Here is a 15,167-nt window from a genome sequence, read left to right on the forward strand (position 1 = left end):
CCGCCGGTGTCGGTGCCTAAGCCAATATCAGCTAAGTTAGCAGCAACTGCAGCAGCAGACCCCATACTCGAACCACCGCAAGCATGCCCTTTTAATTTAGGATTTTGCGCAACGCCATAATGTATATTATTACCCTCTAAGCTATAAGCCAGCTCGTCAGTATGGGTAAAGCCTATAAAGTTACAACCAGCGGTCATGAGCTTATTAACCGAGCTTGCCGTATTTTGAGCCGGTTTAGCTGTTTTAAACCAGTGTGGGTTGCCTGCGCTGTTACGCTCGCCCTTTACTGCAAATACATCTTTTACAGCTAAGCGATTGTTTGCAAGCACTCCAGAGTGGTTTGTTTGCCACAGGGTAGGACCGTGATTGCAAAATATACCTTTGTTGTTTTTTTTATCACTCATTTGCAGCTCATTATTATAAAACTGACCAAGTACTTACTTATTAAGTTAAGAGTGATTAAAAAGCGGGCTGGTTATTATTATTATGAATACCAATTTTATTAAAAACATGATCATTTTATCGGATTAAATAGCGCACTCACTGCGTCATTTTCTTCGCGTTATAATAGATCACTAATTTAATGCAATTGCTAAGGCTCCGCTTTTTAATCGGTAGTTTTGATTTTATAGTGCTTAGACTAAGCAAGAGGAATGCCATAAATTAAAATCCTGTCCAACTGGTCAGGTTTTGTTGGGTTGTATGAGATTTGTAAATGTGGGCTGTAGAAATAGTGAAATTAAAATGAGCTAAAACAAACCAACTTGGTGCGCAGATGCACCAAGTTGGTCTCTATTTATATGGTTTTGAGTGCTAAATAAGGGGCGTTTTACTGATGATTAAACCGTTAATATCGGCGTAAACCCAATCGTTAGGTTCAATAGTAGTGCTAAGCATGGTAACAGCTTGGTTTTTATCACCAAAGCCGCGCTTTAAGGTACTACGCGGTGTAGAGCCTAGCGCCATTACAGGTAAGTTCATCGTGGCAAGTATTACTATATCTCGGCAACAGCCATTTATTATTACGCCTTCCCAGCCATTATTTAGGGCACGCTCAGCCATAATATCGCCTATAAACGCAAAGCGTTTGCTCGCAAACCCGTTTATAACCAATACTTTACCTTCACCATTTTCATGCAATATATCGGCGGCAAAAGAGTTGTCTTCTGGGCAGGTAACGGTAACTACTTTGCCATAAAACGTGGTTTTTTTACCAAAGTGATAAAGGCCGCTGTCTGCTACTTGCACGTTATCGCGATGATCGTCAAATAAATCGGGTGTAGTAAAGGATGTCATGGGTTAAGTCTCACTTTGCTCAGGTATTTTAAGACCAATACCTTTTAAAATTATGTGGGCAATTGATTGCGTAATTTGTGCCACATCGGTTTCGTCGTACTCTAATTTGTTCATTACGAGTAAAACCTCAGCCTGAAAGTCGGCGTAATATTGCGTGGTAGACCAAATAGTAAAGAGCAAATGGTAGGGATCAACCTTATCCATTTTATCAGCGTCCATCCATGCTTGAAGTACATCAACCTTTTGTTTAACCCAAGGGCGGGTATTGGTTCTAAAGTAGTTTTGTAAATAGGGTGCACCGCGCAGTATTTCACTGGCAAATAAGCGAGATTGCATTGGCTGATTTACGGCCAGTATTACTTTGCTTTTAATATAGTTATAAAGCACGGTAGCTGGATCGTCGTTAATTGTGACGTTATCGAGCCCTAAGTTCCAATTAGCTATTATGCGGTCAATCACAGACTCGTACAGACCATCCTTACTTTTAAAGTAATACAAAATATTAGCTTTTGGCACCTGCGCTTCTTTAGCAACCATGCTCATACTTGCTCCGTCGTAACCTAATTGCGAAAACAATTGCTCGGCGGCATCTAAAATTAGTTTTTGGTTTTTCTCGCGTGTGACTTCTTTTTTATTTGGCTTTATTTGTGTGGTCATTATAAAGTTTGCGTGTTTAACGTATTGATTGATTGTAGCTTTACTGACCAAAAGGTCAATTACTAAAAAGGGTGAATGCTAAAAACAAACGAGAGGTTTAAGCTATTAACTTTAGGGTCTGTTGAACTTTGCGGATTAAAATTTGTTCAAACTAGGGGCTATTTAATCGCGGCGCGAGATTTGTAACCTAGTGGGCTAAGTAAAAACCGAGCAACAAAGAGTAAGTAGCCCCTAGGAAGAACCCTTTGGGCAGCGCCTGTTTGGCATTAATGCTACGTTATCGCCCATTAATGGGGAATAACCACACTATATAGGCTCTGCCTTGCCTAAATACCAAACAGACTGCTGCAAATTTAACCTTGAAAGATCAACAGACCCTTATTGTTTAATTAAATAATTACTGTTAGTTTAGTTTCAAATTTACGAGTAGTACTTTAGGTTTAATATGGAGTTTTTAAGCAAAAATAAATACACGCTTTATGGAGTCGCGGCCATATTACTGTGGAGTTGCTTAGTTGCATTACTACGAGATATTTCTGAGTTGTTTAGCCCCATTGGTGGTGCGGCGGCTATGTATTCTGTCAGTGCGATATTTTTAATTTTGGTTATGGGAGTGCCCAAGTTTAGTGGTTTTTCGAAACGTTACTTGGTAATAGGTACTTTATTATTTGTATCGTACGAAATTTGCTTGGCGCTTTCTATTGGTATGGCAAACAGCCGTCATCAGGCAATGGAAATGGCGGTTATTAATTATTTATGGCCCACGCTGACTATATTGCTCTCTATTATTATTGGTCGTAAAAAAGTAAGTTACTGGGTTTACCCAAGCATGATCATTGCTTTTTTAGGCGTTGCTTGGTGTATTACGGGCGATCAAAAAATGTCGGTCGATACGCTTGTTACTAACTTTGCTGATAATCCTGCTACTTATTTAATGGCATTAGCTGCAGCGTTTATATGGGCTATTTATTGCGTAGTTACGCAAAAGCTGAGTAATGGTAAAAATGCTATTACGTTATTTTTTACTGTCACGGCAATGAGTTTGTGGGCGCAATATGGTTTTAGTAATGAAGCACCATTAACGTTTTCACTCAGCTCAAGCATAACGTTGCTATTAGCTGGTGTAGTAGTGGGGAGCGGTTATGCACTGTGGAATCAAGCTATTATTGGCGGTAACTTAATGCTTTTGGGAACACTTTCGTACTTTACACCGGTGTTTTCTACTATTATTTCGGCGTTGTATTTATCTATTAAGCTGAGTGCTTCGTTTTGGCAGGGGGTTGTACTGGTAACAGTGGGCTCGCTAATTTGCTACTTTGTAACGCGAGAAAAGCCTAAACAACCTCAAATAGCGTCTGCAACATAAGACTAATTTTATTAAAAATAAGCCCTATTATTTTAGGGCTTTTTGTTGCGTGCAGATTATTTTGCATTATTTACCTGCGCTAGTAACTCTATAACTTTTTGTTGACCAAATGTTTGTGCAAATTGCTCTGCTGTTTGACCGGCTTTGTTTTGATGCGCGTTGTCGCAATCAAGTGATACGAGTGTTTTAGCTATACTAAATTCACCTCTAAAAATAGCGGCCATTAGCGCCTAAGTGTAAAAGTGTGTTAACCGTGTTTTTATTACCATGGTAAGTAGCAATCATTAACGCGGTGTAGCCTTTATTGTTGTAGCTGTCGATAGGAATACCGGCATCTACAAATTGCTCTATTACAGCTGTGTCGTTTGTGCGTGCTGCGGCAAAGTAATAAGCAAATAAACTATCGTATTGAGTTTTTGCAGAATGTTGGGTTTCAGATTGCGTACTGGGTGTTTGTGTATCTGATGTATTTTGAGCGTAAACGCTACTGGTAAAGCTCAGAAATAGAGCGACTATAATTAATAAATTACGCATAACAATTGTCTCTTATAAAAGAGGAAGGGTTTATTCCTTCCTCATGATTGTGGTTTAAATAGCTATTTAGTTGGGACTAATTGCTTTTAACTAGTTGCTTATAAGTTAGCGGCTAGTTGTTTAACCATTTTAAGGTCGCCGTTTACAGCTTTAGTTAAGCGTGTACCGTACTCACTATCAGCTTTGTAAAAGTGGCTAAGCATTTTGTGTTTAACACTGCTGTTTTGCACTTTGCCTAAATCGCCTGCTAGGTTATTAATTAGGTTTGTACGTTCTTGCTTGCTAAAACCACGGTATATAACATCTGCTTGCGCGAAGTTTTGCTGCTTTTTAATCGCAGCTTGTTGTACAAAGCCTTTTAGCTCTGTGTTACTTCTACGTGCAATTGGGTTTTCAGCTACGTTTTCTTGGCTTGGCTGGTAGTTCACATTGCTTGTAGTGTTACCAATATTCATTGCGCCGTCTTGGTTGTAGTTAACCACTTCAACTTTTGCACGGTTAATTGGCAGTTGCTGGTGGTTAGCACCTAGGCGGTACATTTGTGTATCAGCGTAAGAAAACATACGACCTTGTAATAGTCTGTCTTCTGATGGCTCAATACCTGGAATAATGTTTGCCGGTGCCATTGCTACTTGTTCCGTAGATTGGAAGAAGTTAGTTGGCATACGGTTTAGGGTCATTGTTCCTACTTTAGTTTCTTTAATGTCTAACCACATTTATGTTGCATCTAACGGGTTGTAATCAAAGTCATCAAGCTGCGATGGATCAAGCGTTTTAATGTACAGATCCCATTTAGGGAAATTGCCTTTGCCAATTTCGCTGTAAAGGTCGCGTGTTAAGTGTTGGAAGTCTTGGCTTTGCACTTTAGCTACTTCTTTTGCGTCAAGGTTATCAATACCTTGTTGGCTTACCCAATGAAACTTAACGTATTTAACATCGCCCGATTTGTTAATCATTTTGTATGCATGTACACCCCAACCGTCCATTTTACGAAGACTTGCTGGTGTACCGTAGTCGCTGTAAACCCACGTTAGCATTTGTGTAGAACCTAGTTCGTGCGAGAAAAAGTCAAATACGCGGTTAGGATCTTGAATATTATCAACCGGAGATGGTTTTAAAGAGTGAACCATGTCTGGAAATTTAATCGCATCGCGAATAAAGAACACCGGTAAGTTGTTACCTACTAAATCCCAGTTACCTTGGTCTGTGTAAAACTTAGTTGCAAAGCCACGTGGGTCACGCAGTGTTTCTGGGCTGCCTTTTGAGTGAATTACCGATGAAAAACGAACAAATACGTCTGTTTCTTTACCAGCTTGTGCAAACGGTGCTGCAATTGTTAAATCGTCTAGCTCTTTTGATGCTACAAACACACCGTGTGCGCCGGTACCACGAGCATGCACAACACGCTCAGGAATACGCTCACGTGCAAAGCGTTGCAGTTTTTGAATTAGTTGCACGTCTTCTAGTAATACACTGCCACGTTCGCCAGCAGTAATTGAATTTTGGTTTTCGCCAACAGCTGCGCCGTTATCTTTAGTAAGAGTTGTTGCTGCGCTTGCCGGTAATGCCATTGCAAGTGCCAGTGCAGTTAGTGTTAATTTTGTTTTGTTTATTTTATTTGAGTATTCATTGTCGACCTCATCTATTTAAAAGTGCCGGCAGTGGTGCAGGCTGTTAATCTGTTAACGATAGTATTAATTTTATTAACTTCGGTAAAACTGATTAATTAGATTGATGTGATTTGTAAAACAGATGAGATGAATTTGCAGATACACTTTTTACATTAATGTAATTTTTTTACTACGACCTTAGTCGATATGCATATTAATAAAATTGATTAAATACAGAGGTTTTTAATTTTAATTGCGTGTATTTTCACCAAGCTGGTGCGTTTTATACTTACAACGTGTTGACATATCAATTCAATAAAGGGAGTATGCTCAATCGGTGGGCTTATGCTCATTATTGAGTTGCACTAAAAAGCTGCACAATATTAATCGCGCTTAACTCGTTATACTTAAATTAGCTAAACCAAACAGTTTTAATAAGGTGACAAGATGAATACTAACATTGAGCTAGTGATATTTGATTGTGATGGCGTTGTTATTGATAGCGAAATTTTAAGCGCACAAGTACTCATTAATATGCTTGTTGAAAAAGGCGTTGATATTGACCGTGCTTATGTACAGCAACACTTTTTAGGCTGCAATTTTAAAACAGTAAGCCAAAAAATAGCGGATGCATTTAATGTCACTCTTCCTGAAAGCTTTGAAGGTGACTACCGCGAAGCACTGTTAAACGAATTTGAAACAGGGCTAACCACGACTGACGGTATAAAAGACGTACTTAACAATTTAGCTGTGCCTATTTGTATAGCTACTAGCAGCAGCCCAGCACGCACCGCAAAAGCGTTGAGCGTAGTGAGTTTAAGTAAGTACTTTAGCGATACGGTTTTTACCAGCAGCGAAGTTAAGCGTGGCAAACCAGCACCCGATTTATTTTTACATGCAGCTAAACAAATGGGTGTAAAGCCAGAGCATTGTTTAGTGATTGAAGACAGTAAAGCCGGCGTAAATGCAGGAATTGACGCCAACATGCAAGTACTGCATTACAGCGGTGGGCAACATATGCAAGGCTCTGTTAATCATGTACACAGTGCTTACCCAAATGTTGATCATTTAACGCATTGGCAAGATTTTTTTAGTGCATACCCTGCACTTAAAAAGCAGTAAACACGCAGCTTTTTAAATACACCAAGTTTTAAACGCGATTTACTCGCCTTACACACTGACAGGCAAGCAAACGCAAAATATAAATGTAGATGGTTTTGCTTTACTAAAAATAAAACAAAACATGGCAAAACATCATGCGTTTATAAGCCAAATTATAAAAGGCGAAGTATTTAGGTATTAAGTACTTTGCTGTTAACAATAGGAAATACCATGGCAACGAGTCCACACACACAAACATTTAAAGATGTAAACGAAGAGCAACTTCCTGTTGCTAATAATAAGCTTCACGGCTGGAAACATTTTGCAGGGCTATATGCCGGCGAACATGTTGCGGCTACTGAATTTGTTATTGGCGCAACGTTTGTTGCATTAGGCGCTTCAACCATCGACATTCTATTGGGTTTATTAATAGGTAACCTGTTAGCAATGTGTTCTTGGTGGCTAATTACTGCACCCATTGCAGTAGAAACCCGCTTAAGTTTATATAACTACTTAAACAAAATTGCTGGTAACTCTATGACCAAGCTCTATAACTGGGCTAACGTGGTTATTTTTAGTGTTATATCGGCCGCTATGATCACGGTATCCTCCACCGCCGTGCGGTTTTTGTTTGATATACCTGCGCAACTTGATTGGTATCCAAATAGCTTTTGGTTTGTAGCCATTGTTTTAGCTGTTGGCTCTATTGTTGTGTTTGTTGCGATGTATGGCTTTTCTACGGTTGCTGACTTTTCGAAACTGTGCGCGCCGTGGCTATTTGTTATATTTATTGCAGGTTCGTTCGCGTTATTCCCTGAGCTTTCAAATCACGTATTAGGTTCTACCTATTTAACTAGCTTTAGCGACTTTATGACCATAGGCGACTCCTCCATATGGACGGGCACCAATGCCGATGGTGAAAAAGGCATTGGCCTATTAGAAGTGATTGGCTTTGCATGGGCTGCTAACTCAATTACTCACTTTGGTTTAATCGACATGGCTATTTTTAGATTTGCTAAACGCAAAAGCTATGGCTTGTTTTCTGGCGTGGGCATGTTTTTTGGTCATTACTTAGCGTGGATCTCTGCCGGTATTATGGGCGCAGGTGTTGCGGTATTACTTAAAACAACTATTTCATCACTTGATCCGGGCGATGTTGCATACCATGCATTAGGTTGGACTGGATTTGTTATTGTAATTATAGCGGGCTGGACTACAGCTAACGCAAACCTTTACCGCGCAGGTCTTGCTGCACAATCTATATTTGTAAATCAGTCACGTGAGCGTACAACCGCTATTGTAGGTGTTGTAACCGTGATTATTGCGTGTTTCCCGTTTGTATTTTCACAAATGCTACCGCTACTTACTTACGCCGGCTTATTAGTTGTGCCTGTGGGCGGTATTGTGTTTGCTGAGCATGTGTTATTTCCTAAAATTGGCTTAACACGTTACTGGGCTAAATATAAAAATATTACCCGCAGTATCCCTGCTATTGCCTCATGGGCACTTGCACTTGTGTTCGGTTTTGGCTTAAACGCAATTGATGTAATGTCGTTTTACTACTTGTTTATTCCTACCTGGATTTTCACTATCGTTATTTACACGCTTTTAGCTAAAAAATACGGTGCCGATGAAGATTACACGCAAGAAATTGCTGCAGAAGAGCAAGAGCAACGTGATATTAAAGAATATCAAACAGCACAAGCTAAAGACATTCCAAAGCCAGTAATCGATAGCTCTACATTTACCAAAGTTCTTAATGGCATATCGACTATTTCATTGGTGATTATTTTTATATTTGCCAGCCAAGTGATGTTTTTCAGTGACACTATGGTGATGTACAGCGCTAATAAGTCGCAGTTCGAAATTGCCTGTTTTATTTGTACTGTTATTTATTTTGTTACTGCGTACTGGTCGTTAAAACGCCATAAAGTACTCAATACAGCATCGTAATTACTTATCGTAATACAGTATCGTAATTTATATTTTATTTTTGTTTAGTAAGGTCGCACCATGACGCAACATCAACACACAAACGCTCTTGTTACAGGGCTAAACCAACAGAGCTTGGCTCAATTACCAAGCCATGTTGACACACCAAGTTACGACCGTAGCGCTGTTAAAGCGGGAATTGTACATATTGGCGTGGGCGGTTTTCATCGTGCTCACCAAGCGGTATATGTTAACGAGCTTTTAAAAACCCCAGGCTCTGAGCAGTGGGGCATATGTGGTGTTGGCCTGTTAGAGGGTAACCGTGGTCTGCGTGATATTTTAAAGCAGCAAGATTACCTTTACACGCTTACTGTTAGACACCCAGACGGTACAATAGATAACAAAGTAATTGGCTCAATGATCGACTTTTTGTTTGCTCCAGAGGACAAACAAGCGGTAATTAATAAGCTAGCGCACAGCGATACTAAAATTGTGTCGCTTACTATTACTGAAGGCGGTTACAACTTTAACCCTGCAACGGGCGAGTTTGATTACAGTAATCCAGATATTATTAACGACATTAATAACCCAAACTACCCAATTACAGCGTTTGGTTACATTACTGCTGCGTTAAAACTTCGTAAAGAGCAAGGCCTAGGCGCGTTTACAGTACAGTCGTGCGATAACATTCAGCACAACGGTAACGTAACACGCAAAATGCTTTTAGCCTTTGCTACAGAGCAAGACAAAGACCTAAGTGAGTGGATTGAGCAAAACGTATCGTTTCCAAATGCGATGGTTGACCGTATTACACCGGTATCTAAAAAGAGTGATATTGATTACGTGGTTGATGCATATGGTGTTAGCGACGAGTGGCCAATTACCTGTGAGTCGTTTACACAATGGGTAATAGAGGACACATTTAGTGACTCTCGTCCAAATTGGGATGTTGTTGGTGCTCAGTTTGTTACTGATGTAACGCCTTATGAAACCATGAAAATACGTTTACTTAATGCAGGGCATTCTGTACTTGGTTTATTAGGTTCAATCCATGGCTACGGCACTATTGACGAAACGGTATCGGATGAATTATTTGCCACATACCTACGTGCTTTTATGGATAAAGAAGTAACCCCAAACCTTGAACCACTTGAAGGCATTGACCTTGAAAGCTACAAAGATACGTTAATAGAGCGTTTTGCTAATCCTAATATTAAAGACAGCCTAGCGCGTATCTGTAGTGAAAGCTCAGCTAAACTGCCTAAGTTTTTAATTGCCACAATTAACGAAAACCTAGTACAAGGTCGAGATGTATCACTGGCAACGCTTGTTATTGCTACTTGGTGTTTGTACAGCGATAAAGGTTTAAGTGAAAACGGCGAGCAACTTGAAATTCAAGATGCTATGCACAAAGAGCTTAATTCTTACGCGCAAGAGACTCAAACTAGCCCGATTGCATTTTTAAAGTTAACGAGCTTGTTTGGTAAGCTTGAGCATAACGAAACGTTTACTGCTGAATATAAAAAGTCGATTGCTGCGTTGTATGCACCTAATAGTAAAATTAAAGCCATTATGCAGGCTGTACTTGATCAAAAGAGTAACTAATTATGAGCATTTTAATTAATCATAAATCAGGCGAAAACGTAAGTGTTAGCTGTTTTGGCGAAGTACTGTGGGATTGTTTTGATTCAGGTAAACGCTTAGGTGGCGCGCCACTTAACATGTGTGTGCGTATTAACTCACTTGGCATTAAAGCCGACATGATCAGCGCTGTTGGTAACGACGAGTTAGGCGCTGAGCTACTAGGCGAAATTACTAGCAAAGGCGTAAGCTGCGAATACATTGCTATTAATAGTGACAAAAAAACTAGCACGGTTGAGGTAACGCTCGACAGTGGTGGCTCTGCAAGTTATGAAATAGTGGCAGACTCTGCGTGGGATAATATAGCGCTTACCGATGAGTTACTTAGTAAAGTTAAAAGTAGCGATGTATTTGTATTTGGCAGCCTAATTGGGCGAAGCGAAGCGTCTTTAGCAACATTAAATCAACTAGTTGATGTAGCAAACTTTAAAGTATTTGACGTAAATCTACGTGCACCGCATTACAAGCTAGAAACACTTGTAGATTTAATGAATAAAGCAGACTTTATTAAGTTAAACGATGAAGAGCTATACGAAATTGCAAAAGCGATGGGTTGTAAGTTTCATTCGCTTGAACAAAATTTAGCGTTTATAGCACAGCAAACAAATACCGATTACTTATGTGTAACCAAAGGTAGCCACGGTGCTTTATTAACAATCAAAGGCGAGAATTTTTATAATTCAGGTTATTTAATTAGCGTAATTGACACTGTTGGCGCAGGGGATTCGTTTTTAGGTTCGTTAATATATCAGCTTTGTAGCAACGACGACGCGCAATATGCCGTTGACTTTGCATGTGCCGTTGGAGCAATGGTCGCCGAAAGTTCTGGTGCAACACCTACTTTAACGCATCAACAAATTAGTGAGTTTATGAACCCACTTTAAAAAAACATTGTGTGTGAAAGCGGTTATACGTAAAAGTTTAACCGCTTTTTTTGTGCCTAAAATAAGACATAGGCGATAAGTGAGTGTTAAGTGCGCAGGTTGCGTAAATAGTGGCTTATATCGATTATTGTATTAGCTAAACGTCTTATTGTTTGAGGGTTAAAGCTTTGTTATCGTTCGTCGATTATTCACGGATTGAAAAGGCGGGGCGACACACAATGCGCTCTATAACTAAAATACAAAAAGAGAAACGTGCTTTATGATCATCTTTTTTATCTGCCTCACTATTTTAATACTGGGCTATAAGTTTTACAGCCCATTTGTTGAAAAACAAGCCGGTTTGGATTCAACTGCTGACACACCACAAAAACGCTTTAGCGAAGGTGTTGATTACGTAGCTATTCACCCTGTAAGAGCATTTTTAATTCAGTTTTTAAACATTGCTGGCGTAGGTCCAATATTTGGCCCAATTTTAGGTGCTTTATACGGACCTGTTGCATTGGTATGGATTGTACTTGGTAATGTTTTAGGTGGTGCTGTACACGACTTCTTCTCAGGTGTAATGAGTATAAAAGAAGATGGTAAAAGCTTACCAGAAATCGCAGGCCATTATTACAATGTGGTATTTAAAGGCTTTATGCTTATATTTACTGCCATGCTACTGTTTTTTGTAGGTGTAGTATTTATTATGAGCCCTGCAGGTTTGTTAAGTAACCTTGATTTTTTTGAAGGTACAATACTGGCAAATAACACCTTTTGGGTACTTGCTATTTTAGCGTATTACTTTTTAGCTACCTTGCTACCAATTGATAAAATAATAACAAAGTTTTACCCAATTTTTGGTGCGCTAATGATTGTAATGACAGTGGCAATTGCTATTTCATTACTTATTAATGCGCCGCACTTGCCTGTTCCAAGTGACTTTTTAGCTTACTTTGAAGCTGACCACGCACATGACTTTTTAGAACCAAACCCAGATGGGTTACCAACGTGGCCATTGCTATTTATAACAATTACCTGTGGTGCTATTAGTGGTTTTCACTCTACTCAAGCGCCAATTATTGCGCGCTGTTTAACTAACGAAAAATACGTACGCCCAGTTTATTACGGCGCTATGATGTGTGAAGGTATTGTTGGTTGTGTATGGGCACTTGCAGGTATTGCAGCGTTCCCAGATGGTTACGCTGGCTTAAAAGCATTGCTTGATCAAGGTGGTCCAGGTTTAGTTGTAAACCATGTAGCTAACAGTTACTTAGGTGTATTTGGCGGTATAATGGCAATTATTGCAGTAGCCGTATTCCCAATTACTTCTGGTGATACAGCGTTCCGCTCACTACGTTTAACCGTTGTTGATGCGTTTAATATTCCGCAAAGTTTACGTAACCGCTTATTGGTAGCGGTACCTATACTTGCTATTGCATACTTTATGACGAAACTCGATTTCTCGTTAATTTGGCGCTACTTTGCATTTTCAAACATGCTGCTTTCTACAAGCGTATTATGGCTTGCCACTAAGTACTTGTTTGACCGTGGAGCATTCCACTGGATTGCGAGTGTTCCTGCTGTTATAGCAACAGCGGTAACGGTTTCTTATATTGGCACTGCAGCAATTGGTCTTAACTTATCAAGCGATTTAGGTAAACCTATTGGCGCTGTAGTGACAGTGATTGGCTTAATTGTTTTAGCAATTGTGCACTCTAAGCATAAAGTTAAACCAACAGCGGTTTAATAATAATCACATAAGTTATTTCAAGCATTAAAAAAGCGAGCTATTCATAATGAATAGCTCGCTTTTTTTTGTGCACTAAATTTAGGTATTACTGAGTTGCAAGTTCAAAGTAACTGTTATCGTCGAGCGTTTTGCTTATCATCATAGCGCCCTCAAGCAAGCTCACTGTTTGAATAGCCGCTTTAGTAGGGTTAAGCTCACCATTAGCTAGGTGCGCAGCGCTAAGCCATGTTAGGTTTTGATTAAAAAAGCGTTTTACTTCAAGGCGTACTTTATCTGGAAGGCTATCGCTTTCGGCTCCTAGTAACCCACATAAACACATTTTTCGGTCGGTAACTAAAGCACTTCTAAAAAGCTGAGTGTACACATCAATAGGATTTTTACCGCTGGCTTTAAGCTCGCTTGGCTCGCCTAACGCAGCTAAAAAAGAATTTGTATATTGATGAGCAAGCTCTGCACCTAAATCGGCCTTAGTCGGAAAGTGATAGTGCACACTGGCGCTTTTAATTCCAACTTCGCTGGCAAGCTCTCTAAAACTAAAATTGCTGTACCCGCCAAGGCGTACCTTGTTTTCAGCTGCTTTTAATAAAGCTTCTTTTTTACTCATTTTTAATATTTCCTATCTGCAGTAACACCAGTTTTATTAAAAACATGATCATTGTATCGCATTAAATAACACACTAACTGCGTTAAAAATTATTCATACAGAATAACTAGATGTCATGATTTTCGCCTCGTTATTGCGCTATTTTCCTAGCGCAATAATAAATCACTTATTTAATGCAATTGGTATAGTAAAATTATCGACCAGTAGGTAGTTATTTACAAGCGATTTTATTTTTAAGCAACCCCCTAATTTTACAATAAATTAAGTTAAATCCTATACATCAGAAAAATTTAAACGTTGACTTAAATTTAGTTTAATATTATAAATTACCTATCGGTAGGTAGGTTTCTGCCACTAATTCACTTTTAAACAATAAAGATAGAGATTGCCATGAAAATTTATGATGTAGAAAACTTTCCAAATCCACTTCGTGTTCGTATCGCTTTAGCTGAAAAAAATGCCACTTCAAATGTTGAGTTTGTACCTGTTGATTTATTAAATGGTGAGCACAGAACAGAAGCCTTCTTAGCTAAGAATCCACTAGCAGGTGTGCCCGTATTAGAGCTAGATGACGGCACGTTTATATCAGAAAGTACCGCTATTACTGAGTATATTGATACCGCATTTGAAGGCCCGTCATTAATGGGTGAAACCGCAAAAGAGCGAGCAGTAATTAACATGATGCAAAAGCGTGCAGAGTCTATGGTGCTTGACGCTGTGGCAACTTACTTTCATCATGCAACTGATGGCTTAGGTCCAGAGCTTGAAACGTATCAAAATGTGGCTTGGGGTGAAAAACAAGGTGAAAAAGCACGCCAAGGGTTTAGCTATTTTAATGATGTACTAGCGCAGTCGGCGTTTGTTGCTGGTGAGCAGTTTAGTATTGCTGATATTACATTGTATGCTGGGCTGGTATTTGCTGGATTTGCACAAATAGCAATCCCGAATGAGTTAACTCATTTATTAGCATGGCAAGAAAAAGTAGCAAAACGCCCAAGTGTTGCGGCGTAATTAGTTTAAAGTTTAAGTGGAGTTACGGTTAGGAGCCAAATATGAAAATTGCTGCCGATTTTAGTAAACGAGTTGTTGTACACAGCGAAACGCTCCCGTGGGTTGCATCGCCAATGGCGGGCGTTGATAGACGAGCACTGGACCGTGTGGGCGACGAAGTTGCTCGCGCCACGACCATTGTTCGTTATGCACCAGGCAGTGAATTTTCGCCGCATGTACACACCGGCGGTGAGGAGTTTGTTGTACTTGAAGGGGTATTTCAAGATGAGCATGGTGACTTTCCGACAGGTTCTTATATCCGTAACCCACCGCAATCAAAGCACAAACCGGGGTCTGAAAATGGCTGCGTTATATTTGTAAAGTTATGGCAGTTTCAGCCTGATGATAGAACCCACGTGCGTTTACAAACGGACTTGATGCAAAGTACGGCGCACCCTGGTTTTAAAAATGTAGCTGTAACTCCTTTGTACAAAGACGACTTTGAAGAGGTAAGCTTGCTGCACTTTAAGCCCAACGCCAGCATGGTTATAAACGCAAAAGGTGGAGCAGAACTGCTAGTACTTGAAGGTTCATTTGATGAGCAAGCCGATACCTTTGTAAAAAACAGTTGGTTAAGAGTGCCTATTAATAGCTCCATTAACGTTAAGGCGGGAAGTAATGGCGCAAAAGTATGGCTTAAAACGGGCCATTTAACTGATGTAGAAAACCAGATATCTCGCGTACAAAATGCGTAAATCAGTCGTTTATTTGAGATTATTTATTGATTTAGTTCAGGACTAATTAATTTTAGAAGGTGTAC

General features: G+C 39.7%; 12 protein-coding genes and 2 pseudogenes. 8 read left to right on the forward strand and 6 right to left on the reverse strand.

The window, feature by feature from the left end; all coding sequences use genetic code 11:
- The 3 genes from L655_RS0114260 to L655_RS0114270 all read right to left on the reverse strand — a co-directional run.
- A partial coding sequence (locus tag L655_RS0114260) for an amidase family protein (protein ID WP_024605381.1) occupies positions 1 to 404 on the reverse strand: 404 nt, incomplete at its 3' end.
- A 409-nt stretch (positions 405 to 813) separates the two neighbouring features.
- Positions 814 to 1,296 carry a putative 4-hydroxy-4-methyl-2-oxoglutarate aldolase gene (locus L655_RS0114265; RefSeq protein ID WP_024605382.1) on the reverse strand — a complete coding sequence of 161 codons (483 nt, stop codon included), beginning with the start codon at positions 1,294 to 1,296 and terminating at the stop codon, positions 814 to 816.
- A gap of 3 nt (positions 1,297 to 1,299) precedes the next feature.
- Positions 1,300 to 1,953, reverse strand: coding sequence for a TetR/AcrR family transcriptional regulator (locus L655_RS0114270; protein ID WP_004334664.1), 654 nt, complete (start codon positions 1,951 to 1,953; stop codon positions 1,300 to 1,302).
- Positions 1,954 to 2,398: 445 nt separating this feature from the next.
- On the opposite strand from L655_RS0114270, the gene yddG reads away from it, so the two are divergent.
- Positions 2,399 to 3,319: an aromatic amino acid DMT transporter YddG gene (yddG, locus tag L655_RS0114275; RefSeq protein ID WP_024605383.1), complete on the forward strand. Its 921-nt coding sequence runs from the start codon at positions 2,399 to 2,401 to the stop codon at positions 3,317 to 3,319.
- Positions 3,320 to 3,375: 56 nt separating this feature from the next.
- Here yddG and L655_RS01000000125655 read toward each other — a convergent pair.
- Both L655_RS01000000125655 and L655_RS1000000126695 read right to left on the reverse strand, forming a co-directional pair.
- Positions 3,376 to 3,853 (reverse strand): annotated as a pseudogene (locus tag L655_RS01000000125655) (ankyrin repeat domain-containing protein).
- 98 nt (positions 3,854 to 3,951) lie between these two features.
- Positions 3,952 to 5,424 (reverse strand): annotated as a pseudogene (locus L655_RS1000000126695) (catalase).
- A 486-nt stretch (positions 5,425 to 5,910) separates the two neighbouring features.
- Here L655_RS1000000126695 and L655_RS0114290 point away from each other — a divergent pair.
- From L655_RS0114290 to L655_RS0114310, 5 genes are all read left to right on the forward strand, one after another.
- On the forward strand, positions 5,911 to 6,585 hold the full coding sequence (locus L655_RS0114290; RefSeq protein ID WP_024591940.1) for an HAD family hydrolase: 675 nt from the start codon (positions 5,911 to 5,913) through the stop codon (positions 6,583 to 6,585).
- Between the two features lie 210 nt (positions 6,586 to 6,795).
- Complete coding sequence (locus tag L655_RS0114295; RefSeq protein ID WP_024605384.1) at positions 6,796 to 8,517, forward strand: membrane protein; 1,722 nt, start codon at positions 6,796 to 6,798, stop codon at positions 8,515 to 8,517.
- A 60-nt stretch (positions 8,518 to 8,577) separates the two neighbouring features.
- Positions 8,578 to 10,101 carry a mannitol dehydrogenase family protein gene (locus L655_RS0114300; RefSeq protein WP_024605385.1) on the forward strand — a complete coding sequence of 508 codons (1,524 nt, stop codon included), beginning with the start codon at positions 8,578 to 8,580 and terminating at the stop codon, positions 10,099 to 10,101.
- A 2-nt stretch (positions 10,102 to 10,103) separates the two neighbouring features.
- The gene (locus L655_RS0114305) at positions 10,104 to 11,021 is read left to right on the forward strand and encodes a carbohydrate kinase (protein WP_024595733.1); all 918 of its coding nucleotides are present in this window, start codon (positions 10,104 to 10,106) and stop codon (positions 11,019 to 11,021) included.
- Between the two features lie 259 nt (positions 11,022 to 11,280).
- On the forward strand, positions 11,281 to 12,750 hold the full coding sequence (locus L655_RS0114310) for a carbon starvation CstA family protein (RefSeq protein ID WP_024605386.1): 1,470 nt from the start codon (positions 11,281 to 11,283) through the stop codon (positions 12,748 to 12,750).
- Between the two features lie 88 nt (positions 12,751 to 12,838).
- Here L655_RS0114310 and L655_RS0114315 read toward each other — a convergent pair whose 3' ends face one another.
- On the reverse strand, positions 12,839 to 13,357 hold the full coding sequence (locus L655_RS0114315) for a TetR/AcrR family transcriptional regulator (protein ID WP_024597781.1): 519 nt from the start codon (positions 13,355 to 13,357) through the stop codon (positions 12,839 to 12,841).
- Positions 13,358 to 13,747: 390 nt separating this feature from the next.
- Between L655_RS0114315 and L655_RS0114320 the strand changes: the two genes are divergently transcribed.
- Together L655_RS0114320 and L655_RS0114325 are read left to right on the forward strand one after the other, a co-directional pair.
- On the forward strand, positions 13,748 to 14,368 hold the full coding sequence (locus L655_RS0114320; RefSeq protein ID WP_024597780.1) for a glutathione S-transferase: 621 nt from the start codon (positions 13,748 to 13,750) through the stop codon (positions 14,366 to 14,368).
- A gap of 41 nt (positions 14,369 to 14,409) precedes the next feature.
- The gene (locus tag L655_RS0114325; protein WP_024605387.1) at positions 14,410 to 15,102 is read left to right on the forward strand and encodes a cupin domain-containing protein; all 693 of its coding nucleotides are present in this window, start codon (positions 14,410 to 14,412) and stop codon (positions 15,100 to 15,102) included.
- Positions 15,103 to 15,167 lie beyond the last annotated feature (65 nt).

Origin of the sequence: Pseudoalteromonas sp. TAE79 (assembly GCF_000498015.1) — a bacterium.
Lineage (GTDB): Bacteria > Pseudomonadota > Gammaproteobacteria > Enterobacterales > Alteromonadaceae > Pseudoalteromonas.

Excerpts from the sequence above, each read along its gene's own strand:
- L655_RS0114265 (WP_024605382.1), bottom strand. The coding sequence starts at position 1,296 with ATGACATCCTTTACTACACCCGATTTATTTGACGATCATCGCGATAAC.
- L655_RS0114270 (WP_004334664.1), bottom strand. The coding sequence starts at position 1,953 with ATGACCACACAAATAAAGCCAAATAAAAAAGAAGTCACACGCGAGAAA.
- yddG (WP_024605383.1), top strand. The coding sequence starts at position 2,399 with ATGGAGTTTTTAAGCAAAAATAAATACACGCTTTATGGAGTCGCGGCC.
- L655_RS0114290 (WP_024591940.1), top strand. The coding sequence starts at position 5,911 with ATGAATACTAACATTGAGCTAGTGATATTTGATTGTGATGGCGTTGTT.
- L655_RS0114295 (WP_024605384.1), top strand. The coding sequence starts at position 6,796 with ATGGCAACGAGTCCACACACACAAACATTTAAAGATGTAAACGAAGAG.
- L655_RS0114300 (WP_024605385.1), top strand. The coding sequence starts at position 8,578 with ATGACGCAACATCAACACACAAACGCTCTTGTTACAGGGCTAAACCAA.
- L655_RS0114305 (WP_024595733.1), top strand. The coding sequence starts at position 10,104 with ATGAGCATTTTAATTAATCATAAATCAGGCGAAAACGTAAGTGTTAGC.
- L655_RS0114310 (WP_024605386.1), top strand. The coding sequence starts at position 11,281 with ATGATCATCTTTTTTATCTGCCTCACTATTTTAATACTGGGCTATAAG.
- L655_RS0114315 (WP_024597781.1), bottom strand. The coding sequence starts at position 13,357 with ATGAGTAAAAAAGAAGCTTTATTAAAAGCAGCTGAAAACAAGGTACGC.
- L655_RS0114320 (WP_024597780.1), top strand. The coding sequence starts at position 13,748 with ATGAAAATTTATGATGTAGAAAACTTTCCAAATCCACTTCGTGTTCGT.
- L655_RS0114325 (WP_024605387.1), top strand. The coding sequence starts at position 14,410 with ATGAAAATTGCTGCCGATTTTAGTAAACGAGTTGTTGTACACAGCGAA.